Below are 25,946 nucleotides of genomic sequence, written 5' to 3'. Positions count from 1 at the left end.
CTTCACGGCGGGCATTCCAGCAGGTAGCCCATGCCGCGCAGGGTGGTGATGCGCACCGGCGAGGCTTCCAGCCGCTTGCGCAGGCGGTGCACCAGCACCTCGATGGCTTCGGGGTTCACGTCCTGCTCGTCGGAAAACACGCGTTCCACCAGTTCGCGCTTGGACAGGGCTTCGCCGCTGTGTTGGATCAGTGCGCGCAGCAGCGCGTGTTCGCGCGGGGTGAGGGTGAGCGGCTCGTGTTGCAGGCGGAACTGTTTGGTGGCGCTGTCGTAGCCCAGCGGCCCGCAGGCAAAGCGCGGGTGTTCGTTGCCCCGCGAACGGCGGATCAGCGCGATCAGGCGCGCTTCGAGTTCACTCACCTCGAAGGGCTTGGCCAGGAAGTCGTCGGCGCCGCCGTGCAGGCAGCTCACGCGCTCCATGAGCGAATCGCGCGCGGTGAGGATGAGCACGGGCAGGCGTTCGTCGGCCTCGCGCAGGTCGGTCAGCACATCGTGCCCGCCCAGGCCGGGCAGACCGAGGTCGAGGATGAGCGCGTCGTACTTCGTGGCCTTGAGGCTGCGTCGCACCAGGCGGCCGTCGTTCACCCAGTCGACCTGGAAGTCGTTCTGTGCGAGCGCCTTGACCAGCCAGGTGCCCAGTTCGGTTTCGTCTTCGGCGAGCAGGATGCGCATGGCGCCATTGTCGGACAGAAGCCGGTGGGCAGGCTCCGTGGTTCACTGCACGGGGTCATCCGTTGGCGTGGTCGTCGGGTGCGGGCGGCCGCACATCTGCCGCTGCGCCATGGCATCAGCGCTGGTGCGGAAACAGGCGCTCGATCGGGCAGTGGGTCTTGATGAAAGGGGATTTGATGACGATGTAGCTGAAGTACTTCGCAATGCCGATGTTGCGTTCCAGCAGGTCTTCAATGACCTCCTGGTAGTGGTTGACCCCTCGGGTCAGGAAGCGCAGCAGGTAGTCGTAGCCGCCGCTCACCAGGTGGCATTCGAGCACCTCGTCCACTTCCCGGATGGCCGCCTCGAAGCGGGCGAAGTCTTCGCGGCGGTGGTCTGACAGCGTGACCTCGGTGAACACCGTGAGCGTGTCGCCCAGCTTTTCCAGCCGCAGATGCGCGCCATAGCCTGCGATGTAACCCGCCTGCTCCAGCCGCTTGACCCGGATGAGGCAGGGGCTGGGTGACAGGCCCACCGCATCGGCCAGGTCCACATTGGTCATGCGCCCGTTCTTCTGCAGTTGGGCCAGGATGCGCAGGTCGAGTCGGTCGATCTTGGTGGCGTCGTTCATCGCGGTGTCCTGTGGACTGTTGGGAATGCTGGCATTTTGCCGCTGCGCAGGTGTTTGCAGGGCTATGGAATACCAGTGTTCAGTCTTTCAGCGCAGCGCGCACGTCGGGCGCGGCCAGCACGTCGTCGAGTGTCTTTTTCAGCCGCTCGAACATCAGGCCGAAGTCCGACTCGGTGAAGGTGAGGGCCGGGGCGAAGCCCAGGATGTTGTCGCCGAACGCGCGGAAGACGATGCCGTTCTGGTAGGCGGTGGCCGCCATGCGGTTGGGCAGGTCCAGCGCGGCGTCGAAGCCAGCCTTGGTGGATTTGCTGCTCACCAGCTCCAGCGCACCCAGCAGGCCGCGGTGGCGCGAATCGCCCACCAGCGGGTGGGACAGCAGGTCGTCCAGCCCCTGGCCAAAGGCGCTGGCCACGCGCTGGCCATTGGCCAGCACGCCACCTTCTTCGTACAGGCGCAGCACTTCCAGGGCCACCGCGGCGCTTACCGGGTGGGCCGAGTAGGTGGCGCCGTGACCGATGGGGGCGCCCTTGGGCGCGCCGTCGGCTATTGCCGAGTAGACCTTGTTGCTCATGAGCGTGGCGCCCATGGGCACGTAGCCCGAGGTCAGGCCCTTGGCCACGGTCATCAGGTCGGGCTCCACACCTTCGGCGTCGCACGCGAACATGGGGCCGGTGCGGCCGAAACCGGTGATGACTTCGTCCACCACGAACAGGATGTCGAGCGCGCGGGCGGCTTCGCGCATGGCCTTGAGCCAGCCCTTGGGCGGCACGATCACGCCGCCCGAGCCCTGGATGGGTTCGCAGAAGAACGCGGCCACGTTCTCGGCGCCCAGTTCGGCCACCTTGGCCTTGAGGGCCGCCACCGAGGCGTCGATGATGGCCTGCCCATCGGCAGGGTTGGCGGCGCGGTAGGGGTTGGGTGAGGGGATGTAGTGCTGCGTGGGCAGCGGCAAATCAAAGCCACGGTGGAACACGGGCAGCGCCGTCAGCCCCGCGCCGGTGGACGACGAGCCGTGGTAGCCGCGCTCCAGCGCAATGAAGTGCTTCTTGCCCGGCTTGCCGATGGCGTTGTGGTACTGCACGATGAAACGCACGGCCGCGTCCACGGATTCAGAGCCACCCAGCGTGAGGTACACGTGCTGCAGCGAGGCCGGCGAGATCTGCACCAGCTTGGCGGCCAGGCGAATGGCGGGCTCGCTGCTGAAATGGAAGTAGCCCGTGGCGTAGGGCAACTGACGCATCTGTTCGGCGGCGGCCTGCACCACGCTCTCCTGGCCGTAACCCACGTTCACGCACCACAGGCCGGCAAAGGCGTCGAGCAGTTGTTGGCCCTTGCCGTCGGTCAGCCAGATGCCCTGGGCGCCGGTGAGGATGTTGGGGCCGCGCTTTTCGTGCACGCGCCAGGGTGCGACGGGGTGGATGAGGTGGGCGCGGTCCAGCGCGTCCAGCGCGGCGATCTGGGGAAGGGCTTCGGAGTGGGTCATGGCGGTATCCGTTGGTGACAGAGGACAAGGACACGAGGGGCGGTGCGACCAGCATCGCCGCTCTTCTTCATGTGTCCAAGGTTAGGGGGATTACCGGCCAAGGTGGTGCTGCATTGAGGGGCTTGCACGCAGTAGCGTGCGGTTGTTGGAGGCCAGACAGCACATCGTTTGGCCGCGACCGTTCCGGACGCGTTGGTGTGCAGCGCGGTGTGCGGCGGTCACCCGAATCGCGTTGGCAAAAAATGCCGGAACCCCATTGGATTGACAACGAATCTGCGTGGAGTCGGATGCGATATGGCATCTCCTGAACGGGGGGCAGCCATAGACTAATTCCGTCTCAACGCAGAGGATCAATCCATGACCTTCCAACCCAAATTCATCAGTTTCGATTGCTACGGCACCCTCATCAACTTCGAGATGGGGCCGACGGCCAAAGTCCTGTTCAAGGACCGTGTACCGGCCGACCGCATGCCGGCCTTCCTGGACAGTTTCCGCGCCTATCGCCTCGACGAGGTGCTGGGCGACTGGAAGCCGTTTTTCGACGTGGTGGAGAATTCCATTCAGCGCGCCTGCAAGAAACATGGCATCGAATGCCTGGCCTCGGACGTGGCCGCTTTGTACGCTGCGGTGCCGACCTTTCAGCCGCATCCGAACGTGGTCGAGGTGCTGGAAGCGATCGCGCCACACGTGCCGCTGGTGATCCTGTCCAACTCGATGGTGGACCTCATTCCCCACAGCGTCGCGCACCTCAAGGCCCCTTTCCACAAGGTGTACACCGCCGAGGAAGCGCGCGCCTACAAGCCACGCATGCAGACCTTCGAATACATGTTCGACCAGCTCGGCTGCAGGCCCGAACAGATGATGCATGTCTCGTCGAGCTTTCGGTACGACCTGATGACGGCGTCCGACCTGGGCTTCATGGCCAAGGCCTTCATCGACCGTGGTCACGAGCCCACGTCGACCAACTACGGCGTGAGCCGTCTGACCGACGTTCGTCAGCTGCCGGCTCTGCTGGGTCTGTGATGTTCAGCCCCGATGCACACCGTGGTCCACCCGGGGCGGCGGCACCGGAAGGCCCGAACGAGGCCGCGGAGCTGAGCACCGCGGCGCCCAATCTCGCTCCGGCCGAGGTGCAGGCGCTGGTGGCGCGCCTCTACGGCATTGACGGCAGCAGCATCCATCCCCTGGCCGGCGAGCGTGACCAGAACTGTGCGGTGGAGACGGCAGAAGGCACCCGCTATGTGTTCAAGATCAGCAACCCCTCCGAGCCGGTGCCGCTGGTCGATTTCCAGATCGCCGCCCTGGAGCACGTCGCCCGCACATCGCCCAGCCAGCCCGTTCCCCGCGTGGTGCGCACGCTGGACGGACGAACGCGCGACACCGTGGTGCTTGCTGACGGTGCACGGACCTCGGTGCGCATGCTCACCTACCTGGAGGGCATCCAGATCCGGGAGACGCCGCGCACCGCCGCGCAGCGCGTGGCGATGGGCCGGACACTGGCCGAACTGAACCTCGCCCTGCAGGGCTTCACGCACCCCGCAGCCACGCACGACCTGCTCTGGAACGTGTCGGCCGCGCACCGGCTCACGGTGCAGCTGAACAGCCTGCCCCAAGGGCCAAGGCGCACGCTGGCACAGGCGTTCATGGCGCGCTTCGCCGAGCATGTGCTGCCCCGCCTGGGTTCGCTGCGGGCGCAGGTGATCCACAACGATTACCACCTCTACAACGTGCTGGTTGCGCCCCATGACCAGGCGCGCATCACCGGCATCATCGACTTCGGCGACATGCTCCATGCGCCCCTGGTCGGTGAGGTGGCCACGGCCGCCGCCTTCCACATGACCGGCAACGCCGACCCGTTCGAGGGACCGTCGCAGTTCGTCGGCGCCTACCAGACCGTGCTGCCTCTGACCGAGCCGGAGCAGGAGATCGTTGGCGACCTGATGGCGACGCGCCACCTCATCACCGCCCTGATCTCGGAGTGGCGCGCCCTGCGCTATCCCGAAAACCGGGCGTACATCATGCGCCACAACCCCGCAGCCTGGGAGGCGCTGTCGCAGTTGGCGGACCTTCCTCGCCACGAAGTGCGCGACCGCTTGTTGACTCCCTCTCTGAAAGGATTCGCTTCATGAAAACCACCGCCGACTTCAACATGGTCAACGCCTACATTCCCGGGCGCGCCAACATCGAACCCGCCACCGAGGCCATGATTGCGCGGCGCAATGCGCTGCTTGGCCCGGCCTACCGGCTGATGTACGAACACCCGCTGCACATCGTGCGCGGCGAAGGCGCGTGGCTGATGGACCCACAAGGCCGCCGCTACCTGGACGCGTACAACAACGTCACCTCGCTCGGGCACTGCCACCCCGCAGTGGCGGAAGCCATCTGCCGCCAGGTGCAGACCCTCGCGACCAACACGCGCTACCTGCACGACACCATCCTGGAGCTGGCCGAACGCCTGCTCGCCAGCGTGCCTGGTACCGACCTGGCCCACCTGATGCTGACCTGCACCGGCAGCGAGGCCAACGATCTGGCCTACCGCATTGCCAAGGTGCGCACCGGCGGCACGGGTGTGATCGTTACCGACACGGCCTACCACGGCATCACCGACGCCGTGTCGCAGTTCTCGCCATCGCTGGGGCCGACGGTCGACCTTGGACCGCACGTTCGCCTGGTGCCGGCGCCCCGCCAGTACCACGCTGAGGGCGCCGACCTGGGCGAGCGCTTCACCCGCGACGTGGAGGCGGCCATCGCCGACCTGCAGCGCCACGGCATCAAGCCGGCGGCCCTGATCGTCGATTCGCTCTTCACCAGCGACGGCATCCTGCCCGAGCCTGCGGGCTTTCTGAAGGGTGCGGTCGAGGCGATCCAACGTGCCGGCGGCCTGTTCATCGCCGACGAAGTGCAGCCCGGCTTCGGACGCACCGGCGGGCACATGTGGGGCTTCCAGCGCCACGGCCTCAAGCCCGACATCGTCACCCTGGGCAAGCCCATGGGCAACGGCCAGCCCATCGCCGGTCTGCTCGCGACCGCCGACGCGCTGGCGGAGTTCGGCGAGTACTCGCGCTACTTCAACACCTTCGCCGGCAACACCGTCTCGTGCGCAGCGGCCCTGGCCGTGCTGGAAACCATCGAACGGGAACAGTTGATGCCGCATGCCGCCAAGGTCGGCCAGCTGCTGCTCGACGGCATCGCCGGGCTCGCCGCCAGGCACGAGGCCATTGGCGATGTGCGCGGAGCGGGGCTCTTTGTGGGCGTCGAGCTCGTGTCGGACCGCACCACGCGGGCGGCGGACCGCGGCCTGACCAGCCGGGTGGTCAACCTGATGCGCGACAAAGGCGTGCTGCTCAGCGCCTGCGCCCAGGGCCACAACGTGCTCAAGATCCGTCCGCCGCTGGTGCTGTCGGCGGAGCAGGCCGGCATGGTGATCGATGTGCTGGACCAATCCTTGGCCGAGGCGCAACTCACATCGCCCAGGTCGGCCTGACGGTACGATGGCGCCATGAGTTCTGCAGTTTCGTTCGACCGGTTTGACCTCAAGATCCTGGTGCGGCTTCAGCGCGAGGGCCGCTGCTCGAACGTTGATCTGGCAAAGGCTGTGGGCCTCAGTCCCAGCCCGTGTTTGCTGCGCACGAAGCGGATGCAAGAGGTCGGACTGATCCGAAGCTATGGCGCCGACATCGCACTGGAAAAGCTGGGTGACCACGTCATCGTGTTCTCTGAGGTCACCCTCGGCAGCCACACGCCCCACGACTTCCGAAAGTTCGAGGAAGCCGCCGCCAAGTACGAGGAGATCGTCGAGTGCTACAACGTCAGCGGCGGCTACGACTACCTGCTGAAGATCGTGGCGCCGGGCGTCGGTTACTTCCAGGCGCTGATGGACAAGATGCTGGAAGACGACATGGGCATCGAACGTTTCGCCAGCCGGATCGTCCTGCGTCAGCCGCTGAACCGGCGTGAATACCCCCTGAGCATCATCGCGAGCCGCAAGCGCTGGGAGTAAGGCTCGGGAGCGAGAGCGCAACGGCAGGATCTGCTGGCAGGTACCCACACAATCGCAGCCTGCTTTGTGCAGGCCCCTCAATACGGCATCGGCGCGAGGGGCATGCGGTCTAGACTTTTGGTGATCCACCCCCTGAACGACGAAACAGATCCACCATGTCCCCTCCGCTGCAACACATCCAGACCTCGACCCCGCTGCCGGCCTCCGCCGACGTGGTGGTGATCGGCGGCGGCATCATCGGCGTCTTCACGGCCTACTACCTGGCCAAGCGCGGTGTGTCGGTCGTATTGCTTGAAAAGGGCCGGATCGGCGCCGAGCAATCCAGCCGCAACTGGGGCTGGTGCCGGCAGCAGAACCGCGACGCCCGCGAACTGCCCATGGCGAGCAAGAGCCTCGACCTGTGGGAACAATTCGCCTCCGAGAGCGGTGAAGACACAGGGTTCAACCGCTGCGGGCTCTTGTACCTGAGCAACGACGAGGCCGAGATATCGCGTTGGGCCAGCTGGGGCGAATTTGCCAAGACCGCCGGCGTGACCACCCACATGCTGAGCGCCCGTGAGGCCGCCGAGCGCGGGCGGGCGACCGGCCGCGCCTGGAAAGGCGGCGTGTTCTCGCCCACCGATGGCACCGCCGACCCCGGCAAGGCCGCGCCCGCGGTGGCCGCCGCGCTCATCAAGCTCGGTGGCAGCGTCCACCAGAACTGCGCAGCCCGCGGCATCGAGCTGGAGGGCGGGCGCGTCAGCGGCGTCATCACGGAAGCCGGCGTCATCAAGACCCGAACGGCCGTGCTCGCCGGCGGCGCCTGGGCGTCTTCGTTTTGTCGCCAGTTGGGCATTCGTTTTCCCCAGGCCACGGTCCGCCAGTCCATCCTGAGCGTGTCCCCGGTGGAAGACCGCTTGCCGGGTGCCCTGTTCAGCGCCGACGTGTCCGTGACGCGCCGCAGCGACGGACGCTACGCGCTGGCCATCAGCGGCAGCGGGCATGTGGACCCGACCATGCAGCTGTTGCGCTTCGCGCCTCAGTTCCTGCCGATGTTCGCCAAGCGCTGGCGCAACATCCGCCCGGGCGGCCTGGAAGGCATTCGCGGCGGCCATGAAACGTTGGCGCGTTGGCGGCTCGACGCGCCGACACCCATGGAGCGCGTGCGCATCCTCGATCCGAGGCCCGATGGGGCCATGATCCGGAAGATCCACCACCGCGCCGTCGAACTGCTGCCCCAGCTTCGCGAAGCCCAGATCACCCACACCTGGGCGGGCTATATCGACAGCACACCAGACGGCGTTCCCGGCATTGGCGAGGTGCCGGGTGTGCCTGGCTTCATCCTGGCCGCGGGCTTTTCCGGGCACGGCTTTGGCATCGGACCCGGCGCCGGCCACTTGATCGCGGACTTGGCCAGCGGCGCCCAACCGATCTTTGATCCCGCACCCTTTCGGCCGGAACGGTTCAGCGCTTCGGCGTGGGGCAAGGTGGCGGATTTCTAGGCCGAACCCCGCAAATCCCCAACCGTTTGCCGGCGCTGGTCACTCACCGGCATACACCTCGGCGAGGTTGCACAAATCCCAGTTTCCACCAGTCAGCACCACACAGACTTTTTCGTCGGGCCTGAGCTTCACGCTGCCGGCCAGCAGGGCGCCGATGCCGATGGAGGCGGCGGGCTCGGCGATCAGCTTCGCATCCCTGGCCAGCGCGCGCATGCCCGCAATGATGTGTTCGTCCTCGACGAGGATGATCTCGTCCACGTACTTTTCGATGATGGGAAAGGGGTTCTGCCCCGGCACGCTGATGCGCAATCCGTCCGCAATGGTGTTCCCCAACGGCAGCGAAGTGCGTTCCTTGTTGATGCGGCTGTGGAAGTACTTGGGTGTCAGGGCGGGTTCAGCGCCGATCACGCGCACCGAGGGCCGGGTTTCCTTGATGGCGGTGGCGATGCCTGAGATGAGGCCGCCGCCGCCCATGGGGATGATGACCGTGTCCACATCGGCCAGGTCTTCCAGGATTTCAAGGCCGATGGTGCCCTGGCCGGCCATGACCAGCGGGTCCTCAAAGGCGTGCACGACCGCGTAGTGGTGCTCTGCGGCGATTTCATACACACGCTTCCATCGGGCGGCGGTGTCGCCATCGAACAGCACCACTTCTGCGCCCAGGGCCTTGGTGTTCTCGATCTTGATCTTGGGCGTGGTCACGGGTACCACCAGCACCGCCTTGACGCCCAGCATCCGGGCGGCATAGGCCAGCCCCTGGGCGTGGTTGCCTGACGAGGTGGCGATGATGCCGTTGGCAATCGCTTCTTTGGGGAGAGACATCGACTTGTTCAGCGCGCCGCGGATCTTGAAGGCGCCGGTGATCTGCAGTGTCTCGGGTTTCAGATACAGCTGGCAGCCCACGCTGGGCTCGATCTTCTCTGCGCGCAGCAAGGGCGTGTGCCGGATGAGGGGCTTGAGCCGATCACGGGCCTGGTGGATGTCCGCAAGGGTGGGGTGTTCGAGCATGCTGATGGTCATGATCAAGAAATGAATTCGAAGGTGGTGCCGGTCTGGCTGGCGATGGCGTTGCGGTAGATCTTGGCTGCGGTGGTGTTGTCCTGGATGGCCATGCCGGTGGAGTCGAAGATCGTGATCTCGTGATCGGTCTCGCGCCCCGGTTTTTTGCCCAGCAGGATTTCACCCAGCTCCGCATGGATGTCTTCGCGGCGGATGATGTTCCGGTTCAACGGGTGCCAGGTTTCGCCCTTTTCGATGCACTGCGCGATCGAGTCGTTGACGATCTTGGCGCCCCTGAAAATCTCGGGCTCGAACTCCTGCTTGCCATAGGTGTCCGTGCCCATGGCCACGATGTGCGTGCCGGGCTGGATCCAGGCGGCTTCCACCAGTGCGCCTTTGCCGCGGGTGGTGGTGATCAGGATGTGTGCCTGTTCCACCGCCGCTTGCATGGAGCGGGCCATCACCACCGGAATGCCGAACTCTCCTTCGATGTCGGCCTTGTAGCGGGCGAGGTTCTCGGGGTGGTGGTCCCAGGCGTGGATTTCTTCGATCTTCATCACATGGTGGATGGCGCGGATCTGCATGCGGGCCTGTTTGCCGGTGCCGATGGAGGTGACGGTCTTCACATTCTTGCGCGCCAGGGCCTTGACCGACACCGCGCCGGCTGCGCCGGTGCGCAGGCCAGTGAGCAGGCTGCCGTCCATCACGCAGATGAGTGCGCAGCTGCGCGCGTCAAACAGCAGGACGGTGCCCATGCCGCTGGGCACGCCGTGGTCGATGGGATTGTTGGGGAATCCGCCGGACGAGGCCTTCATCGAGATGATCTCGTTGGCCGCGCTGTGGCTGATCTTGAAATCGATCTCGCCCGAGGGCGGCAGGTGGATGCAGGTATAGGGCGGTTGATTCACCTGGCCGCTGTTGAAGGCCTTGTAGGCCTCCTCCACGGTCTCGATGACTTCCTTCATGCAGATCAGACGGCCGACGTCCTCTTTGTTCAGCAACAGTGTTTTCATTGGTGTAGGTTCCTGATTCAGTAGCCCCGAGCCCGGTCGACCAGCCCGATCATGGGCAAGCCTTGCTGATGCCGGCGCAGGTTGTCGATGACGGCGTCGACGGCGGTTTCGGGCTGGGTCATGCTGGCGATGTGGGGCGTGAGCACCACCTGGGGATGGGTCCAGAACGCATGCCCTGGCGGCAGTGGCTCGGGTTCGCAAACGTCCAGCACGGCGCGGGAGAGCTGGCCTTCGTCCAGGGCGCGCAGAAGATCGTCCTGCACCAGGTGCGCGCCTCTGCCCACGTTGATCAGCGCGGCGCCACTGGGCAACTGGTCGAACAGTGGCTTGCAGAGAATGCCGCGGGTGCTGTCGGTCAGCGGCAGCAGGCAGATCAGGATGTCGGTGCGGGCCAGAAACGCCGTCAGACCTTCAGCACCGGCATGGCATTCAACGCCCGCAATCTGCTGCTGCGACCGGCTCCAGCCCGCGCAGGGAAAACCGAAGCTGCCCAGGCGCTCCAGCACGGCGCGCCCTAGCACACCCAGGCCCAGCACACCGACACGCCGCGAGCCGGCGGGGTGCACGCGATGGGCTTCCCAGCGACCTTCCTGCTGCTGCTGGCGGTAGGTGGACCAGTCGCGGTGCAAGGACAGCACGGCCAGCGTCGCGTATTCGACCATGCCGTTGACGATGCCGGACTCGACCATGCGCACCACCGGCAGCGTCTCGGGAATGACCGAGAAGTCGAACTGGTCGATACCGGCGCCGGTGGAAAACAGCACTTCCAGATTCGGGAACCGGGTGGCCAGGTCCGCGGGCGGTTCCCAGGCGGCGAGGTAGCGCACGGCTCGCGGGTCCGGCACGTCGGGCCAGATGCGAAACGGCAACTCCGGCAGCTGCTGTGCGAAGCGCTCAGCCCACACCGCGCCGCGGACGGGGTCGGACTTGTAGAGAAAAGTCATGTGTAAAACCCGTTGACAACCAGCTTCCGCCGCTTTATTCGGCGCTGAGTCTGGCGATTTCGCGCATCAGCAGCGGTGGGCTGGCCAAGACCGGGCATTTCAGTTCCGCAGCGAACACGTCGCGCAAATGCGCCAGCGATGCCTGGGCCAGCACCAGCACATCGACCTCGCTGGCCATCTCGGTGGCTGCTTCATGAAGCATGGCGTCGTGCTGCGCACGGTCACCGGCCATCAGTGCCTGGTAGGCCTCGGGGCGCAGCACCGTCTTGATGGTGATCTCGCGCCCTTGCTCCGCCGCGTGCGCGCGCAGCAGTGCGTTGCTCGGTTCCACCGTGCTGCTGGCCGTGCACAGCAGGCCAATGCGCGGGCCGCTGCGCGCCGCTTCCGCCATCATCGGGTCGTCGATCTTCAGGATCGGCTGTTGCACGAGGCGCCGCGCGATATCGACGGCCGGCGATGTGGATGAACAGGTGACAACGATGAGGTCGGGCTGCGCTTGCGCCGCCAGCACGATCTGATCCACCACGCGCCGGTACACCAGCGGTTGCGGTGCTCCGCGCAACAGGTCTTGCAACAGGCTTTCGTTGAGGATGTGGAAGCAGTCGGCGGTGGGAAATTCGGCGCGCATACGCGCGCGGAAATCATCGACCAGGAAACCGACGGTATGGACAAAGGCGATGCGCTGGGTCATTCAAGTGCTTCCTGTGAGCGGGTGTCTTCTAGATGTCGAGCTTGAAGACCGACTTGAGTTCTTCGATCTGCTCGGCGTTCAAGGGGCTGGTCGGCGTGTTGCGCAGCAGCAGGAAGAGCTTGGCCGTCTCTTCCAGTTCCTCCGTGGCGTAGACGGCCGCTTCGAGCGAGGTGCCGGAGACCACCGGCCCGTGGTTGGCCAGCAGCACGGCGCAATGCTTGCGCGCCAGGCCGCGGATCGCGTCGCCGAGCGCAGGATCGCCGGGGCGGTGGTAGGGAATCAGCGGCAGGCGGCCAATCTTCATCACGAAGTAGGGCGTCAAGGGCGGGATGCTGTCGTGATGGTTCAGGCCGCACATGCAGGAGACGGCGGCCGAATGCGTGGAGTGCAGGTGCACGATGGCGCCCGCGCCCGCGCGCTCCTCGTACATCGCGCGATGCAGGAAGGCTTCCTTGGACGGCGCATCGCCGCTGACGTGGCGGCCACTCCAGTCGAGCTTGGCCAGTCGTGCCGGATCGAGGCGGCCGAGGCAGGCATTGGTCGGCGTCAGCAGCCAGCCGTCGTCCAGCCGCACACTGATGTTGCCGCTGCTGCCGGCGGTCAAGCCGCGGTCGAACAGCGAGCGGCCGAATCCGACGATCTCTTCGCGCAATGTGGCTTCGTCGCGGCCGGTGGACATCATCGCGCTCATTGCAGCTTGTCCCAGGCCTTGAGGAAAAAATCCTCGCTGCCGAAATTGCCGGACTTCAGCGCGAGCGCCAACGGCTGTGCGCCATCGTCGTGCAGGGTGCTGGTCCACGGTACGCCAGGGTCGATTTCGGGGCCGATGCGCAATCCCTTCACGCCGAGCGCCTGGACGACCGCACCGGAGGTCTCGCCGCCGGCCACAATCATCTGGCCCACGCCGGCCTCTACCAAGCCGCGCGCAATGCTCGCCAGCGCATGCTCCACAAGATGGCCAGCCTGCTCGACGCCGAGTTCGCCCTGTACCTGCTTGACTGCTTCGGGCGTGGCCGTGGCATAGATCAAGACCGGTTGCTGCGCGATGTGACCACCTGCCCAGTTGAGCGCAGCCGACACCAGATCCTCCCCGCGTGCCAGCCGCAGCGGGTCGATGCCGAAGGATGGGAAGGTCGTGCGCATCACGTCCACCTGCCTTTGCGTGGCCACCGAACAGCTGCCCGAGATCACGGCGCGCAGGCCGCCGGTCTTCGGCAATGCATCGGCCACAGCATTCGCCGCCAGCAGGCCGCGGCTTCGGAAGTTTTGCGGCAATCCGAGCGCAATGCCGGAGCCGCCGGTTACCAGCGGCAGATCGGCACAGGCAGCACCAATGGCGTCGAGGTCCGCATTGGACAGTGCATCGACGATGGCAAAGCCGTGGCCCTGCTCGCGCAGCGCGTTGAAGCGTTCACGGATCGCCGCACCGCCCCTGCTCACCGTTGCAAAGTCGACGAGGCCGACCTTGCGCCGCACCTGCTGCTGCAGCACGCGCACCAGGTTCGCGTCCAGCATCGGCGTCAGCGGATGGTGGCGCATGCCAGACTCTTTGAGCAGCACATCGCCCACGAACAGATGGCCTTTGTAGAGGGTACGTCCGTTGGCGGGGAAGGCCGGGCAGGCGATGGTGAAATCGGTGTCCAGAGCCTGCATCAAGGCCTCTGCGACGGGGCCGATATTGCCGCGCGGCGTGGAGTCGAAGGTCGAGCAGTACTTGAAATAGAACTGCTGGAAGCCTGCCGCCTGCAACCAGCGCAGCGCGGCCAGCGACTCGGCCACCGCATCCTCGGCCGGACTGGTGCGCGACTTCAACGCGATCACCACCGCGTCGACATCCTCGGGCAGCGGCCCGTCCGGCACACCGATCCATTGCACGGTGCGCATGCCCGCCTTCACAAGCATGCCTGCGAGGTCCGTGCCGCCGGTGAAATCGTCCGCAATGCATCCCAACTGCGCTGTCATGGCCTGGCCTTTTTTTTATGCCGGGCGGTAGATCACGTACAACTTCGCCACGTTCTCGCGGCTGTCCCAGGTGCAAGAGGCCTTCTGCTCGATGAGGAAGATGTCGCCCTTGGAAAACGTGGCGCTGCGACCCGCTTCATCAACGAAGGTCACGCTGCCTTCGAGCAGGAACATCAGTTCCATGTGCCGGAAGAACATGGCGCGGCGCGCATAGGGCGTCGAGTCCCAGGTGCCGCAGGTGAATTCGCCGTCGGCCGAACGGTAGTCGGTGTGGTTGCGGCAAACCGGCGCTGGCGTGAGCAGCAGATCGGCCAGCGGTCCGCCCGCCGACGGTCCCATGGCCGGGTTCTCCTTGATCGGCACGATGGCACCATCGCCCGTCTGGCTGTTGTTGTAGCGGGTGAAGATCAGCGTCACCGGTCCTTGTGCGGACCAGGTGAACGCGGCGCCGTGCTTGAGCATCGCGCTCTGGTTGGGGCCCAGCGTCAGGGTGGAGTCCTGCTGCGTCAGGGTCAGGCTGCCTTCGTGGACGATGATGAATTCATCCGCCGGCAGGGACGGCACGGCACCGCTGCCAGATTTCAGCGTGATGACACCTGCGGTCACCGGGCTTGGAGCCCAATCCAGGACGCGGCGGCTGGACAGGAACAGGTCCTCTCCCGCCGCAGTGCTCACTGCGATGCCCTGGCTCTGGTCGCGCGCGAACTGGCGCAGATCCACAAAGGAGGGCGGGTTGGCCAGCATGGCCGCTGCTTGCTGCAAATTCGACATGGTTTGTTTGCGATGTGATGACGATGAATGGAAAGGCTAGGCCGCTTGCGTGGCCTGCTGGGAAAAACGCCCGATGTGGTAACACTCGATGGGTGTGGTCGTGGTGCCGGTGTGGATCAGTTCGGCCATCACGTCGCCCACGCCCGGGCCCAGCTGGAAGCCTTCGCCGGAGAAGCCGAACGCGTAGTACAGGCCCGGCACGCGCGCGCTCGGCCCCATGGCCGGCCGGCTGTCTTCCATGTAGCCCTCGATCCCGCTCCAGACGCGGATGATGTTCAGGTGCTTGAAGGCGGGCACCACGCGCGGTGCATTCGCCAGCTTGTACAGCGTCCTGCTCGGGTTCACGTAGGCGCGAAGGTTCACCATGTCCACCGGCTCATGGCCGCCGCCGCCGATGACGATGTTGCCGCGCGCCACCTGGCGGAAAAAGACGACCTGCTCGAACACGTCCGCGATGGCACCAATGGTCGGCTTGATGGCGTAAGGCACCGGTTCGGTGACGCACATCTGCGGCGCTTTGACGATCATCGGTACCGGTTCGCCGAAGCTGGCGCTGATGCGGTTGCCCCAGGCGCCGGCGGTGATGAGCGCCACAGGCGCACGGAAGATCCGGCCATCGGCGGCGGTCACGCGGAATTCCTCGCCGTCTTTTTCGACCGCCACGATCTCGGTGTTCTCAAACACCTGCGCGCCTGCGCGTGCGGCCGCCCGGCCGATGATCGGTGCCGCCAGACGGGGGTTCGCATGGCCATCGTTGGGGGCATAACAACCCGCCGTGATGTCCGGCCCCAGGTAGGGAAAGCGTTCGTGCAGCGCTTGCTTGCCCAACATCTGCATCCCCAAGCCGAAGTCCTTGGCGTCCTGCGCATACTGGACCATGCGTTCTTCGTGCGCCTGCGTGGTGCCGACGCGCAGGTGGCCGTTCAGCAGGAGCTCGACGTCCGCACCGAACAATTCCTTGAACTTCAGCCAGGTTTCGCGCGCGCGGTTGGACAGCGGCAGTTGTTCAAGGGGGCGCCCCATCCGGCGCGTGTTGCCGAAGTTGACACCGCTGGCCTGCTGGCCGATCAATCCCCGCTCCAGCAGGATGACGGACATTCCGCGCTGGCGCAAAAAGAAGGCTGCGGAGGCACCCATGATGCCGCCGCCGACGATGACCGCATCTGCTTTGTTCGTGCTCATTCCGTTTCCTCCCGCACCGCTATCGACAGCGGCTTGACCGGCGCCTGGCCGCGCAGCCGCCCGACTTGTTCCACCGGCACGCCGGCCGCGTGCGCGATGACCTCGGCTCCGGCGTGGCCGCAGTAGCGCCCCTGGCAGCGGCCCATGCCGACACGGCTCAGGGCCTTGGCCCGGTTGGCCTCCTGCGCGCCCATGTCGCACACCACACGGCGCAACTCTCCGGCGGTGATGGTTTCGCAGCGGCAGACGATGGCCTCGTCCGGCAGTTGCGCGGCCTGCTGCTGCGGCCAGGGAAAGGCCTGCGCCAGCCCCTGGCGGAACCGCTCCATGCCGGCCTGTTCGGCGCGCAGCCGCTGCAGCTCGGTCTGTGATGTCGGAAGGCCGAAGTCCTTGAGCACCGCCATGGCGGCCAGCCGGCCGGCGGTTTCGGCGGCGTCCGCGCCCAGCACGCGCGCGCCGTCGCCGGCCAGGTACACGCCGGGGACGGAGGTGCGGCCGTCTTCGCCAACCTCGGGCAGCCACTGCCGCGTCTCGGCATCGAAGCGGAAGGCACAGCGCGCCAGGTCGGCCAGCTGGGTCTCAGGGCGCAGGTGGTAGCCCATGGCGACCGCATCGCACTCGAAGCGGCGCGTGGCGCCGCCGGCCTCACGGACCGCCACGCCCTGCACGCCTGCGTCCGGCGAGCCGGTGATCTCCACCGGCGTGACGCCGGTCAGCACCGGCACGCCCGCGCGGCGGATGCGCGCCACCAGGGCCAGGCCCTTGAACAGCACGGCGGGCCGCGCGAGCAGCTTGGGCAGGGCGGCGATGCGGCGCGCGAAGGGCGAGGTGTCGAGCACGGCGGCCACCTGCGCACCGGCCTTGAGGTACTGCGCGGCCACCAGGTAGAGCAGGGGGCCGGTGCCCATGAACACCACGCGCTGGCCGATGGCGCAGGCCTGCGCCTTCAGGGCGATCTGCGCGGCGCCCAGGCTGTAGGTGCCGGCCAGTTGCCAGCCCTTGACGGGCATGAGGCGGTCGGTCGCGCCAGAGCAGATCACCAGCGCGTCGTAGGGCAGGGCCGATGAGATCTCGTCCTTGACGACATGCAGTTTCTTGTCGAAGACATTCCAGGCCAGGGTCCCGGGCCGGTAGTCGACCTGCTCGCGCAGCGCGTCGAAGCTGGTGTGCAGCGCCTCTGCGCGGCCGGCTTCGGTGCCGTAGAGCTGGGCGTAGGGGCGTGTGAAGTTGTCCGGCTGGCGGCGGTAGATCTGGCCGCCGTCGCGCCGGTTCTCGTCGATGACGGTGGGGCGCAAGCCGGCGGCCACCAGGGTCTGGGCGCAGCGCACGCCGGCGGGTCCGGCGCCGACGATGATCACGCGAGGTTGGGCCATGTCGCCTCCGGTTGCTTTGTGATGATGTGCATGCCTTCTTCCACGACGGTGGTGCAGGCGCGCAGGCGCTCGCCGCTGGCGGTCCACACCCAGCAGTCCTGGCAGGCGCCCATCAGGCAGAAGCCGGCGCGCTGGCCGTCGCCGAATTCCGATTCACGCAGGTGCCGCGTGTGGCTGAGCAGGGCGACCATCAGGGTATCGCCGGCGAGTGCGGCGACCATCTGTCCGTCGATCACGATGCGCACGCGGGCGCGGTTCTTCTCTGCCAGACGCACAAATCGTTGGCTCATGTCATGTCTCCTGGTGGCCTGCCCGGGAGCGGGCAGGGCGATGAGGTCAGCGGTCGTTCAGCAGAGCGCCTGCGTCACGATGGCAAACAGCCGGGGCGCGCCATCGGGGTGCTGCAGCGGCTCGCCGCGCACCATGGTGGTGGCCGCGTCCACACGCAGCAGGCCCAGGCTCTCCAGCCACTCGGCCAGGCCGGAGTCGAAGTCGATGTCGATGCGGGTGAAGCGACCGGCGTTCGTGCCCGCCAGGTGGGCGATCAGGGCCTTGGCGCCCTCCGTGTCGGGAGCGATCACGGGACCGATCACGTGCCCACGTCCAAAGCGGCGCAGGATGGCAAAGCCCTTCTGCGTGCCGTCGTGGTCCAGCACCACGCAGGCCTCGGCCTGGGCCAGCAGGCTGTCGATGAGTTGCGGCCGCGGCATGCCCCGGGCGTCTGCGTCCAGCCGATGCAGGGCCTGCGCCTCGTTCTGGCCTGCCGGGCGCAGCCGCCAGCCTTCGGGCAGCGCGATCAGCGGCGCGGGTTGCGCCACACCCTGGTGCTGGCGGATTTCACCGGTGCGCACGAAGCCCAGCCGCTCGTACAGGCCACGGCCTTCCATGGTGGCTTGCAGCAGCACGGTGTGGTGGTCCAGGCCATCCAGCAAGGCGGTCAGAAGCCGGTGACCAATGCGGCGCCCCTGGCAGGCGGGAGTGACGATGATCAAGCCCACGGTGGCGTGTCGCTCACCCCAGAGCCAGCGAAGGGCGGTGGCGATGATCTTTCCATCGCGCTCGGCCACCAGACCTTCCGCGAGCGCAAACACGTGCTCCCAGTCGGTCAGGCGATGGGGCCAGCGAAGCTCTGCGGACAGCGCCTGGGCATGAGGCAGGTCGGCTTCGGTCATGGGGCGAAGCAGCACGCCATCGTCAGCGGGGCTTGTGTCGCCAAGGGCGGGGAACGGGTTCTTCAACAGCATCTTCGTCAACCTGTTTCGTCGTTGATTTGCTTGCTATCTTGGACGACATCGCGCCATTTCGCCAGCGCGAATCAGGGTTTGCGAGCAATTCGAAAGCTTGCGCCGTGAGGGCCGGGGCTTTTGCAATTCGCTGCTGTGCGGGGCCTGCCTATGGTCACAAATGCTGGGGCTTACTGCATAGCATTCAAGACACCATCCGCCAGGGGGCTTTGGCGTCCGTTGAAGGACTTCTCCCTGGCACCTTTCTCCCATACCTCTCTTCATCGCCCCATGCAGATCTTTGACCCCCGATCCATTGCCGTCCAGAGCGCCCACTTCATCGGGGGCCGTGTGGTGCCCGACACCGCGTTGCTGAACGTGCTGCGCCCCTCCGACGGGCAGGTGCACGCCGGCCTGCCGCTGGCCGATGCCAGCACGGTGGATGCCGCCGTGCAGAACGCCTGGCAGGCCTGGCGCCACACCGACTGGGCGCGCCGCGCGCCGCGCGAGCGGGCCCGGGTGCTGCGCCGCTGGGCCGACCTGATCGAGGCCGAAGGCGAGCGCCTGGCCCAATTGGAGGCCGTGTGCTCCACCCGCCCGGTGCGCGACGCCGCGGCATGGGATGTGCCCTTCACGGCCGAGGGGCTGCGCTTCTTTTCCGAGTACGCGGACAAACTCGGTGGTGAGGTGGCGGCGACGCGCCACGACCACCTGGGCCTGGTGGTGGCCGAGCCCTATGGTGTGGTGGGTGCGATCACGCCCTGGAATTTCCCGCTGGTCATGGTGTCGTGGAAGGTGGGGGCTGCCCTGGCGGCCGGCAATGCAGTGGTGCTCAAGCCGTCGGAGATGACACCGTTCTCCGTCATCCGCCTGGCCGAACTGGCCATCGAGGCCGGTGTACCTGCCGGCATCTTCAACATCGTTCAGGGCGACGGCCGCACCACGGGCGATGCGCTCACGCGGCATCCGCTGATCAGCAAGATGACCTTCACCGGCTCCACCCGAACGGGCGCGGCGATCATGGCCAGTTGTGCCCTGCAGGGACCGAAGCCCGTGACGCTGGAGCTGGGTGGCAAGAGCCCGCAGCTGGTGTTCGACGACGTGCCCGACGTGGACCGCGTGGCGGGCATCGTTGCCCGTGCCATCACGGGCAACGCGGGTCAAGTCTGCGTGGCGGGTTCGCGCCTGATCGTGCAGCGCGGGGTGGCCGAAGCGCTGATCGATGGCATCGCGCAGCGCTTCGGTGCGCTCAAGCCGGGCGCCACCTGGGATGGGCAGGCGACCTTGCCGCCCATCATTTCGGCCCAGCAGGCGGCGCGCATGCTGGACATCGTGGAACGCGCGCGGGACGCCGGTGCACAACTGCGTTGCGGCGGAGGCCTCTTCGATGGCGGCCCGGGCGGCGCGTACTTCCAGCCCACGCTGATCGAGGGCGTGACCGCGGACAACCCGGCGGTGCAGGAAGAGATCTTCGGCCCCGTGCTCACCGTGCAGACCTTCGACACCGAAGAAGAGGGCCTGGCCTTGGCGGCGCACGAACACTATGGACTGGCCGCGGGTGTGCACACGGCCGACATCGGCCGCGCCATGCGCGCCATGCGTGGCCTGTCGGCCGGCACCGTCTGGATCAACCGCTACGGGCGCAGCGACGACTTCGTGATTCCCACCGGCGGCTACCACCAGTCGGGCATCGGCAAGGACCTGGGGCGCCAGGCGGTGGAGGCCAACTTGCGCTTCAAAAGTGTGCTGATGGACTTTGCTGCGACGCACCAATGATGGGTTTCTGCACACATCAAGTGCGCACCACACGACATGCTGACAAGCCCCATGAAATGCGCAACTTTGTCTCGTCAGGCCACCCCATTTCCCTACGCGACCGATTCGGTTGAATGCTCCAATCACTTCGTCATCACCCTGTCGCAAACAGCCAAACAAGGATGCGACCCGCGACGGTCGGCAACCGAACTTTCAAGGAATCGAGACCATGATTTTTCGCCCCAAGTACGTGACCTTCGACTGCTACGGCACGCTCACCCGTTTTCGCATGGGTGAGATGACGCGCGAGCTGTTCGCGGACCGCATCCGGCCGGAGCAGATGGAGCAGTTCATCGCCGACTTCACCGCCTACCGCTTCGACGAGGTGCTGGGCGCCTGGCAGCCGTATGACGTGGTGCTCAAGAACGCCGTGCGCCGCCTGTGCAAGAAATGGAAGATTCAATATTTCGACACCGACGGCCAGGCCTACTACGACGCCGTGCCCACCTGGGACCCGCACGCCGACGTACCGGCCGGTCTGGCCAAGGTGGCCAAGGAGATCCCGCTGGTCATCATCTCCAACGCCATGGACTGCCAGATCCAGAAGAACGTGGCCATGCTCGGTGCACCGTTCCACCGGGTCTACACCGCCGAGCAGGCCCAGGCCTACAAGCCGCGCCTCAAGGCCTTCGAGTACATGCTCGACTCCCTGGGCTGCAACCCCGAGGATGTGTTGCACGTGTCCTCCAGCCTGCGCTACGACCTCATGTCGGCCGACGATATCGGCATCAAGAACAAGGTGTTCGTGAACCGCGGCCATGGCCCGGGTTGCCCCGCCTACGGCTACACCGAGATTCAGGACATCGGCGGCCTGCCCGGCGTGGTCGGTCTCTGATCCACGTGTCGACGCCATCAACCCACGAAGCATCATGAAGCTCGACTCCTACTGGAACGACTCGCTCCCGGCGACACCCGTGGCCTCGGCGCAGGGCCTGCCCGCGCAGGTGGATGTGGCCATCGTGGGCGGCGGCTTCACGGGCCTGTCCGCTGCCCTGCAGCTGGCGCGGCGCGGCGCCTCGGTGGTCGTGCTTGAAGCCGGTGCCACGGTGGCGCCGGAGGCCTCCGGCCGCAACGGCGGCCATGTGAACAACGGTCTGGCCCTGGATTACGTCGAGGTGGCGGACAGGGTGGGCGTTGAACGGGCCCGCGCCTGGTACCACGCCTACGACAGCGCGGTCGATGCGGTGGAGCGGCTGGTGCAGCAGGAGCACATCGACTGCGGGTTTCTGCGCCACGGCAAGCTCAAGCTCGCCACCAAGGCCTACCAGGTGGACGCGCTGCACCGCAGCGCCGAGCGTCTCGTGGCCGATGGCGTCGACACCGACGTGCGCGTGCTGGGCGCCGATGAGGTGCGCTCGGAGGTGCAGAGCGAACGCTTCGTGGGCGGTCTGCTGTACCCACGCAGCGCGCAGATGCACATGGGGCGCTTTGCCCAGGGCCTGGCCCAGGCGGCGCAGCGCCAGGGCGCACAGATCCACACCGGTACTAGGGTCAACCGCGTGGAGCGGGTGCAAGGCCAGGTGCACCGGCTGCACACCGAGCGCGGGGTGGTGCGGGCCAACCAGGTGCTGCTGGCCACGGGGGCTTCGCGCCACGGCGGCTACGGCAGCTTTGGCTGGCTGCGCCGGCGCATCGTGCCCATCGGCAGCTTCATCGTGGTGACCGAACCCCTGGGGGCCGAGCGCGCGAACGCCTTGCTGGCCCAGCGCCGCACCTACACCACCATCGCCAACATCCACCACTACTTCCGCCTCACCGAGGACCACCGGTTGGTGTTCGGTGGGCGTGCTCGCTTTGCCATCTCCAGCCCCACCTCCGACGCCGCCAGCGGCGAGGTGCTGCGCCAGGGCCTGGCCGAAACCTTCCCGCAGCTGGGCAAGGTCCGGCTCGACTACTGCTGGGGCGGCCTGGTGGACATAACGCAGGACCGCCTGCCCCATGCGGGCGAACGCGACGGGCTGTTCTATTCCATGGGCTACAGCGGCCATGGAACGCAGATGTCGGTGCTCATGGGCCAGCGCATGGCCGAGGTGATGGCCGGCAACGAAGATGCGAATCCGTGGAAAGACCGGTCCTGGCCGGCCATACCGGGCCACTTCGGCCCTCCCTGGTTCCTGCCCGCTGTGGGCTTGTACTTCCGGTTGAAGGACCGGCTGGCTTGATGTTGATATGGCCTTCGGGCCCGAATGATCTCTCTGACCCCCCACGCAACTGCAATTTTCAAACGAGGAGCACACCATGAGCGAGAAGCAGAAACAGTTTCAGGAACTTGTCGGTCCCAGCGAGAGCGTCCGCATGATGGACTCGCTCAAGCGCGGCGCCACACGCCGCGACGTGCTGGCCATGCTGACGGCGGGGGGCATGCAGGCCACGCTGGCGGGCGGCATCGCGTCGCTGGCCACCACAGCCCATGCGCAGACGCCGAAGAAGGGCGGTCGCATCAAGGTGGCCAGCTCATCCTCGGGTGTGAACGACACGCTGGACCCGGCCCGTCAGTCCAGTCACGTCGACTACTGCCGCGGTTTCATGTTCTACAACGGCCTGACCGTGCTGGACGGCAGCCTGAGCCCGCAGCCGCAGCTGGCCGAAGAGTTCACCACCAAGGACGCGCAGACCTGGGTGTTCAAGCTGCGCAAGGGCGTGACCTTTCACAACGGCAAGCCGCTGACGCCGGCCGACGTGGTGTTCTCAATGATGCGGCACAAGGACCCGGCGACCGCTTCGCGGGCCAAGGTGCTGGCCGACCAGATCGAGTCCGTGACCGCGACCGGCCCCAACGAGGTGACCTTCCGCCTGACCTCGCCCAACGCCGACCTGCCCGTGATCCTGGGCACCTACCACTTCCACATCGTCCCGGAAGGTACCACCAACTTCGCCGCCGGCATCGGCACCGGACCCTTCAAGGTCAAGGAGTTCAAGCCCGGGGAGCGCTCGATCGCGGTGCGCAACGACAACTACTGGAAGCCCAACCGCCCCTACCTGGACGAGATCGAACTCGTCGGCATTTCCGACGAATCGGCGCGCGTCAACGCGCTGCTCTCCGGCCAGCTGGATCTGGTGGTGGCAGTGTCGCCGCGCTCGATCAATCGCGTGCTGGCCAGCGGCACGCACACCATCTTCGAGACCAAGGCCACGTCGTACACCAACCTCATCATGCGACGCGACAGCAGCCCGGGCAACAACCCGGACTTCGTGCTGGCCATGAAGCACCTGTTCAACCGCGAGCAACTGCTCAAGTCCATCCAGCTCGGCCGCGGGGTGGTGGCCAACGATCAGCCCATCGCTTCGAACAACCGCTTCTTCTTCAAGGGCCTGCCGCAGCGTGCGTACGACCCGGAAAAGGCCAAGTGGCACCTGCAGAAGGCCAACCTGGGCAGTGCGCCCATTCCGGTGGTGGCCTCGCCGGCCGCGACCAACTCGGTCGAGACGGCGCTGGTCATGCAGCACGCCGCCAAACAGATCGGGCTCAACCTGGACGTCAAACGCATGCCCGCCGACGGCTACTGGTCCACGCACTGGATGAAGCACCCGGTGGGTTTCGGCAACATCAACACCCGTCCCAGCGCCGACCTGGCCCTGACCCTGTTCTTCAAGTCCGACGCACCCTGGAACGAGGCAGGCTGGAAGAACGAGAAGTTCGACCAGCTGCTGGTGGCGGCGCGCGGCGAAACCGACCAGACCAAGCGCGCCCAGATGTACGCCGACATGCAGGTGATGATCCACCAGGACGGTGGCATCGGCATCCCGTTCTTCACCTCCAGCCTCGACGGCCACAGCAAGCAGCTCAAGGGTCTGTCGCCGATTCCGATTGGCGGCATGATGGGCACCTCCTTCGCCGAGCACGTGTGGCTCGACGCGGCGGCCTGAAGCGGATGCCAAGGCCATGAACGGCATCCTGTTCAAACTGGTCGCGCAGCGCGTCGGCCTGGCGCTGCTGTCGCTGCTGGCGGTGTCGGCGGTGGTGTTTGCCATCACCTCCGTGCTGCCGGGCGACGCGGCGCAAGAGCAACTGGGGCAGGAGGCCACGCCCGAGGTGCTGGCCGAGCTGCGTGCCCAGCTGGGGCTGGACGCGCCGGCCCACGAGCGCTACCTGCGCTGGCTTGGCGGGCTCGCCCAGGGCGACCTGGGCGTCTCGTCCACGGCCCGCGTGCCGGTGGTGGAACTCATTGCCAGCCGGCTGCCGAACTCGCTGCTGCTGGCGGCCGTGACCGCGCTGTTCTCGGTACCCATTGCCCTGACGCTGGGCATCTCGGCGGCGGTCTGGCGGGGCTCCTGGTTCGACCGCAGCGTCTCCACCGCGGCGGTCTCCGTGGTCTCGGTGCCGGAGTTTCTGGTGGCCACCCTGGCGGTGCTGGTGTTTGCCGTGCATCTGCGCTGGCTGCCCGCACTGTCCTACGTCAGCGACATCGAATCCGTGGGCCAGATGCTGCGTGCCTTCGCCATGCCCGTGGTGACGCTGACCTGCGTCATCGTGGCGCAGATGATGCGCATGACGCGCGCCGCCGTGATCGACCAGCTGGAGGCCCCCTATATCGAGATGGTGCGCCTCAAGGGCGCCTCGCCCATGCGCACCGTGCTCGCGCACGCGCTGCCCAATGCCGTGGGTCCGATCGCCAACGCGGTGGCGCTGAGCCTGTCGTACCTGCTGGGCGGCGTGATCATCGTCGAGACCATCTTCAACTACCCCGGCATCGCCAAGCTGATGGTGGAAGGCGTCACGCAGCGCGACATCCCGCTGGTGCAGGCCTGCACCATGCTGTTCTGCGCCGGCTATCTGTTCCTGGTCACGCTGGCCGACCTGTGCGGCATCGTGGCCAACCCCCGTCTGAGGCACGCATGAAGGACTTCGCCATGAGCAATGCCATTCAGGGCAGCGCCCCCGATCGGCCGGCCGGACGCCGCTGGTTGCGGCGGCTGGCCCATTTCGGACTCACCGGCTGGATCGGCCTGGTCGTCGTGCTGTTCTGGGCCGGGGCCGCGATCTTCGGACCGTCGCTGCTGTCGCAGACCGGGGCCGCCGACGGGGGCGAGGTGTTTGCGCCCATCAGCGCCGCGCACTGGCTGGGCACCGACTACCTCGGCCGCGACATGCTGGCGCGGGTGATCGAAGGCGCACGCTACACCGTGGGCGTGGCCTTTGTCGCGACGCTGCTGGCCAGCGGCAGCGGCACGCTGCTGGCCCTGCTGGCGGCGGCCACCGGCCGCTGGACCGACAGCGTGCTCAGCCGCGTGCTGGACACGCTGACCGCGATCCCCAGCAAGATGTTTGCGCTGCTGATGGTGGCCAGCTTCGGTTCGTCGGTGACCATGCTCATCGTCACCGCGGCCATCATCTACCTGCCCGGGGCCTTCCGGATCGCGCGCTCGCTGGCGGTCAACATCAACGCGCTGGACTACGTGACCGTGGCGCGCACGCGCGGCGAGAGAACCGGTTACGTGATGCTGTACGAGATCCTGCCCAACATCACCGGCCCCATGCTGGCCGACTTCGGGCTGCGCTTCGTCTACGTGGTGCTGCTGCTGGCCAGCATGAGCTTTCTGGGCCTGGGCATCCAGCCGCCCGAGGCCGACTGGGGCTCGCTGGTGCGCGAGAACATCGAGGTGCTGGCCGACGGTGGTGCCTCGGTGATCGCGCCTTCGATCGCTATTGCCAGCCTGACGATTTCCGTCAACCTGGTCATCGACAATCTGCCGGGCCGCGCGGCCCGTGAACGGGGAGGGCGCTGAA

General features: G+C 66.6%; 25 protein-coding genes. 11 read left to right on the top strand and 14 right to left on the bottom strand.

The features are described from left to right. Positions 1–2: 2 nt before the first annotated feature. The 3 genes from HTA01S_RS02590 to HTA01S_RS02580 form a co-directional block, all read right to left on the bottom strand. Positions 3–671: a response regulator gene (locus HTA01S_RS02590; RefSeq protein WP_068166981.1), complete on the bottom strand. Its 669-nt coding sequence runs from the start codon at positions 669–671 to the stop codon at positions 3–5. A 115-nt stretch (positions 672–786) separates the two neighbouring features. Next, entirely contained in the window at positions 787–1,281 is a 495-nt protein-coding gene (locus tag HTA01S_RS02585) for an Lrp/AsnC family transcriptional regulator (RefSeq protein WP_068166980.1), read from the bottom strand. Positions 1,282–1,360: 79 nt separating this feature from the next. Continuing rightward, on the bottom strand, positions 1,361–2,764 hold the full coding sequence (locus HTA01S_RS02580) for an aspartate aminotransferase family protein (protein ID WP_068166979.1): 1,404 nt from the start codon (positions 2,762–2,764) through the stop codon (positions 1,361–1,363). Positions 2,765–3,121: 357 nt separating this feature from the next. Between HTA01S_RS02580 and HTA01S_RS02575 the strand changes: the two genes are divergently transcribed. The 5 genes from HTA01S_RS02575 (at position 3,122) to HTA01S_RS02555 (ending at position 8,245) form a co-directional block, all read left to right on the top strand. Next, the gene (locus tag HTA01S_RS02575; RefSeq protein ID WP_068166978.1) at positions 3,122–3,787 is read left to right on the top strand and encodes a haloacid dehalogenase type II; all 666 of its coding nucleotides are present in this window, start codon (positions 3,122–3,124) and stop codon (positions 3,785–3,787) included. Then, on the top strand, positions 3,787–4,893 hold the full coding sequence (locus tag HTA01S_RS02570) for a phosphotransferase (protein WP_068166977.1): 1,107 nt from the start codon (positions 3,787–3,789) through the stop codon (positions 4,891–4,893). The genes HTA01S_RS02575 and HTA01S_RS02570 overlap by 1 nt, the downstream gene beginning before the upstream one ends. Further along, positions 4,890–6,248 (top strand): aspartate aminotransferase family protein, encoded by a 1,359-nt coding sequence (locus HTA01S_RS02565; RefSeq protein ID WP_068166976.1) that lies wholly within the window; start codon positions 4,890–4,892, stop codon positions 6,246–6,248. The genes HTA01S_RS02570 and HTA01S_RS02565 overlap by 4 nt, the downstream gene beginning before the upstream one ends. A 15-nt stretch (positions 6,249–6,263) precedes the next feature. After that, complete coding sequence (locus tag HTA01S_RS02560) at positions 6,264–6,764, top strand: Lrp/AsnC family transcriptional regulator (RefSeq protein ID WP_068166975.1); 501 nt, start codon at positions 6,264–6,266, stop codon at positions 6,762–6,764. Positions 6,765–6,919: 155 nt separating this feature from the next. Then, positions 6,920–8,245 (top strand): NAD(P)/FAD-dependent oxidoreductase, encoded by a 1,326-nt coding sequence (locus tag HTA01S_RS02555; RefSeq protein WP_068166974.1) that lies wholly within the window; start codon positions 6,920–6,922, stop codon positions 8,243–8,245. 39 nt (positions 8,246–8,284) lie between these two features. Here HTA01S_RS02555 and HTA01S_RS02550 read toward each other — a convergent pair whose 3' ends face one another. The 11 genes from HTA01S_RS02550 to HTA01S_RS02500 are packed head-to-tail and all read right to left on the bottom strand — an operon-like array spanning position 8,285 to position 18,424. Further along, entirely contained in the window at positions 8,285–9,265 is a 981-nt protein-coding gene (locus tag HTA01S_RS02550; protein WP_245637971.1) for a threonine ammonia-lyase, read from the bottom strand. A 2-nt stretch (positions 9,266–9,267) separates the two neighbouring features. Next, the gene (locus HTA01S_RS02545; RefSeq protein ID WP_068166973.1) at positions 9,268–10,257 is read right to left on the bottom strand and encodes an ornithine cyclodeaminase family protein; all 990 of its coding nucleotides are present in this window, start codon (positions 10,255–10,257) and stop codon (positions 9,268–9,270) included. Between the two features lie 17 nt (positions 10,258–10,274). Then, positions 10,275–11,201: a 2-hydroxyacid dehydrogenase gene (locus HTA01S_RS02540; protein ID WP_068166972.1), complete on the bottom strand. Its 927-nt coding sequence runs from the start codon at positions 11,199–11,201 to the stop codon at positions 10,275–10,277. 34 nt (positions 11,202–11,235) lie between these two features. Next, complete coding sequence (locus tag HTA01S_RS02535) at positions 11,236–11,892, bottom strand: aspartate/glutamate racemase family protein (protein ID WP_068166971.1); 657 nt, start codon at positions 11,890–11,892, stop codon at positions 11,236–11,238. Between the two features lie 28 nt (positions 11,893–11,920). Continuing rightward, on the bottom strand, positions 11,921–12,583 hold the full coding sequence (gene otnC / locus HTA01S_RS02530) for a 3-oxo-tetronate 4-phosphate decarboxylase (protein WP_068166970.1): 663 nt from the start codon (positions 12,581–12,583) through the stop codon (positions 11,921–11,923). Further along, a complete protein-coding gene (gene otnK / locus HTA01S_RS02525; protein ID WP_068166969.1) occupies positions 12,580–13,854 on the bottom strand; it encodes a 3-oxo-tetronate kinase in 1,275 nt (424 codons plus the stop codon). The genes otnC and otnK overlap by 4 nt, the downstream gene beginning before the upstream one ends. Before the next feature lie 15 nt (positions 13,855–13,869). Further along, positions 13,870–14,625, bottom strand: coding sequence for a cupin domain-containing protein (locus tag HTA01S_RS02520; RefSeq protein ID WP_068166968.1), 756 nt, complete (start codon positions 14,623–14,625; stop codon positions 13,870–13,872). Positions 14,626–14,661: 36 nt separating this feature from the next. Further along, positions 14,662–15,807: an NAD(P)/FAD-dependent oxidoreductase gene (locus tag HTA01S_RS02515; RefSeq protein ID WP_068166967.1), complete on the bottom strand. Its 1,146-nt coding sequence runs from the start codon at positions 15,805–15,807 to the stop codon at positions 14,662–14,664. Then, positions 15,804–17,180, bottom strand: coding sequence for an FAD/NAD(P)-dependent oxidoreductase (locus tag HTA01S_RS02510; RefSeq protein WP_068166966.1), 1,377 nt, complete (start codon positions 17,178–17,180; stop codon positions 15,804–15,806). The genes HTA01S_RS02515 and HTA01S_RS02510 overlap by 4 nt, the downstream gene beginning before the upstream one ends. Beyond that, positions 17,162–17,470, bottom strand: coding sequence for a (2Fe-2S)-binding protein (locus tag HTA01S_RS02505; RefSeq protein WP_068166965.1), 309 nt, complete (start codon positions 17,468–17,470; stop codon positions 17,162–17,164). Before HTA01S_RS02505 ends, HTA01S_RS02510 begins: the two co-directional genes overlap by 19 nt. A gap of 57 nt (positions 17,471–17,527) precedes the next feature. Further along, positions 17,528–18,424, bottom strand: coding sequence for a GNAT family N-acetyltransferase (locus HTA01S_RS02500; protein ID WP_084235781.1), 897 nt, complete (start codon positions 18,422–18,424; stop codon positions 17,528–17,530). Between the two features lie 270 nt (positions 18,425–18,694). Between HTA01S_RS02500 and HTA01S_RS02495 the strand changes: the two genes are divergently transcribed. From HTA01S_RS02495 to HTA01S_RS02470, 6 genes are all read left to right on the top strand, one after another. Continuing rightward, complete coding sequence (locus HTA01S_RS02495) at positions 18,695–20,179, top strand: aldehyde dehydrogenase family protein (protein WP_068166964.1); 1,485 nt, start codon at positions 18,695–18,697, stop codon at positions 20,177–20,179. A gap of 208 nt (positions 20,180–20,387) precedes the next feature. Continuing rightward, positions 20,388–21,053: a haloacid dehalogenase type II gene (locus tag HTA01S_RS02490; protein WP_068166963.1), complete on the top strand. Its 666-nt coding sequence runs from the start codon at positions 20,388–20,390 to the stop codon at positions 21,051–21,053. A 34-nt stretch (positions 21,054–21,087) separates the two neighbouring features. Then, positions 21,088–22,380, top strand: a complete 1,293-nt coding sequence (locus tag HTA01S_RS02485) for an NAD(P)/FAD-dependent oxidoreductase (RefSeq protein ID WP_068166962.1) — start codon at positions 21,088–21,090, stop codon at positions 22,378–22,380. 76 nt (positions 22,381–22,456) lie between these two features. Continuing rightward, the gene (locus tag HTA01S_RS02480) at positions 22,457–24,085 is read left to right on the top strand and encodes an ABC transporter substrate-binding protein (protein WP_068166961.1); all 1,629 of its coding nucleotides are present in this window, start codon (positions 22,457–22,459) and stop codon (positions 24,083–24,085) included. Positions 24,086–24,101: 16 nt separating this feature from the next. Beyond that, positions 24,102–25,058 (top strand): ABC transporter permease, encoded by a 957-nt coding sequence (locus tag HTA01S_RS02475; RefSeq protein ID WP_068166960.1) that lies wholly within the window; start codon positions 24,102–24,104, stop codon positions 25,056–25,058. Positions 25,059–25,069: 11 nt separating this feature from the next. Then, the gene (locus HTA01S_RS02470; RefSeq protein ID WP_245637970.1) at positions 25,070–25,945 is read left to right on the top strand and encodes an ABC transporter permease; all 876 of its coding nucleotides are present in this window, start codon (positions 25,070–25,072) and stop codon (positions 25,943–25,945) included. Position 25,946: the final 1 nt, after the last annotated feature.

Origin of the sequence: Hydrogenophaga taeniospiralis CCUG 15921 (assembly GCF_001592305.1) — a bacterium.
GTDB lineage: Bacteria > Pseudomonadota > Gammaproteobacteria > Burkholderiales > Burkholderiaceae_C > Hydrogenophaga > Hydrogenophaga taeniospiralis.
This window is presented reverse-complemented; position numbering and strand designations above follow the sequence as displayed.

Excerpts from the sequence above, each read along its gene's own strand:
- HTA01S_RS02475 (WP_068166960.1), top strand. The coding sequence starts at position 24,102 with ATGAACGGCATCCTGTTCAAACTGGTCGCGCAGCGCGTCGGCCTGGCG.
- otnC (WP_068166970.1), bottom strand. The coding sequence starts at position 12,583 with ATGAGCGCGATGATGTCCACCGGCCGCGACGAAGCCACATTGCGCGAA.
- HTA01S_RS02540 (WP_068166972.1), bottom strand. The coding sequence starts at position 11,201 with ATGACTTTTCTCTACAAGTCCGACCCCGTCCGCGGCGCGGTGTGGGCT.
- HTA01S_RS02520 (WP_068166968.1), bottom strand. The coding sequence starts at position 14,625 with ATGTCGAATTTGCAGCAAGCAGCGGCCATGCTGGCCAACCCGCCCTCC.
- HTA01S_RS02480 (WP_068166961.1), top strand. The coding sequence starts at position 22,457 with ATGAGCGAGAAGCAGAAACAGTTTCAGGAACTTGTCGGTCCCAGCGAG.
- otnK (WP_068166969.1), bottom strand. The coding sequence starts at position 13,854 with ATGACAGCGCAGTTGGGATGCATTGCGGACGATTTCACCGGCGGCACG.
- HTA01S_RS02545 (WP_068166973.1), bottom strand. The coding sequence starts at position 10,257 with ATGAAAACACTGTTGCTGAACAAAGAGGACGTCGGCCGTCTGATCTGC.
- HTA01S_RS02565 (WP_068166976.1), top strand. The coding sequence starts at position 4,890 with ATGAAAACCACCGCCGACTTCAACATGGTCAACGCCTACATTCCCGGG.
- HTA01S_RS02580 (WP_068166979.1), bottom strand. The coding sequence starts at position 2,764 with ATGACCCACTCCGAAGCCCTTCCCCAGATCGCCGCGCTGGACGCGCTG.
- HTA01S_RS02505 (WP_068166965.1), bottom strand. The coding sequence starts at position 17,470 with ATGAGCCAACGATTTGTGCGTCTGGCAGAGAAGAACCGCGCCCGCGTG.
- HTA01S_RS02535 (WP_068166971.1), bottom strand. The coding sequence starts at position 11,892 with ATGACCCAGCGCATCGCCTTTGTCCATACCGTCGGTTTCCTGGTCGAT.
- HTA01S_RS02555 (WP_068166974.1), top strand. The coding sequence starts at position 6,920 with ATGTCCCCTCCGCTGCAACACATCCAGACCTCGACCCCGCTGCCGGCC.
- HTA01S_RS02485 (WP_068166962.1), top strand. The coding sequence starts at position 21,088 with ATGAAGCTCGACTCCTACTGGAACGACTCGCTCCCGGCGACACCCGTG.
- HTA01S_RS02560 (WP_068166975.1), top strand. The coding sequence starts at position 6,264 with ATGAGTTCTGCAGTTTCGTTCGACCGGTTTGACCTCAAGATCCTGGTG.
- HTA01S_RS02585 (WP_068166980.1), bottom strand. The coding sequence starts at position 1,281 with ATGAACGACGCCACCAAGATCGACCGACTCGACCTGCGCATCCTGGCC.
- HTA01S_RS02590 (WP_068166981.1), bottom strand. The coding sequence starts at position 671 with ATGCGCATCCTGCTCGCCGAAGACGAAACCGAACTGGGCACCTGGCTG.
- HTA01S_RS02550 (WP_245637971.1), bottom strand. The coding sequence starts at position 9,265 with ATGACCATCAGCATGCTCGAACACCCCACCCTTGCGGACATCCACCAG.
- HTA01S_RS02500 (WP_084235781.1), bottom strand. The coding sequence starts at position 18,424 with ATGCTGTTGAAGAACCCGTTCCCCGCCCTTGGCGACACAAGCCCCGCT.
- HTA01S_RS02510 (WP_068166966.1), bottom strand. The coding sequence starts at position 17,180 with ATGGCCCAACCTCGCGTGATCATCGTCGGCGCCGGACCCGCCGGCGTG.
- HTA01S_RS02495 (WP_068166964.1), top strand. The coding sequence starts at position 18,695 with ATGCAGATCTTTGACCCCCGATCCATTGCCGTCCAGAGCGCCCACTTC.
- HTA01S_RS02570 (WP_068166977.1), top strand. The coding sequence starts at position 3,787 with ATGTTCAGCCCCGATGCACACCGTGGTCCACCCGGGGCGGCGGCACCG.
- HTA01S_RS02575 (WP_068166978.1), top strand. The coding sequence starts at position 3,122 with ATGACCTTCCAACCCAAATTCATCAGTTTCGATTGCTACGGCACCCTC.
- HTA01S_RS02515 (WP_068166967.1), bottom strand. The coding sequence starts at position 15,807 with ATGAGCACGAACAAAGCAGATGCGGTCATCGTCGGCGGCGGCATCATG.
- HTA01S_RS02470 (WP_245637970.1), top strand. The coding sequence starts at position 25,070 with ATGAGCAATGCCATTCAGGGCAGCGCCCCCGATCGGCCGGCCGGACGC.
- HTA01S_RS02490 (WP_068166963.1), top strand. The coding sequence starts at position 20,388 with ATGATTTTTCGCCCCAAGTACGTGACCTTCGACTGCTACGGCACGCTC.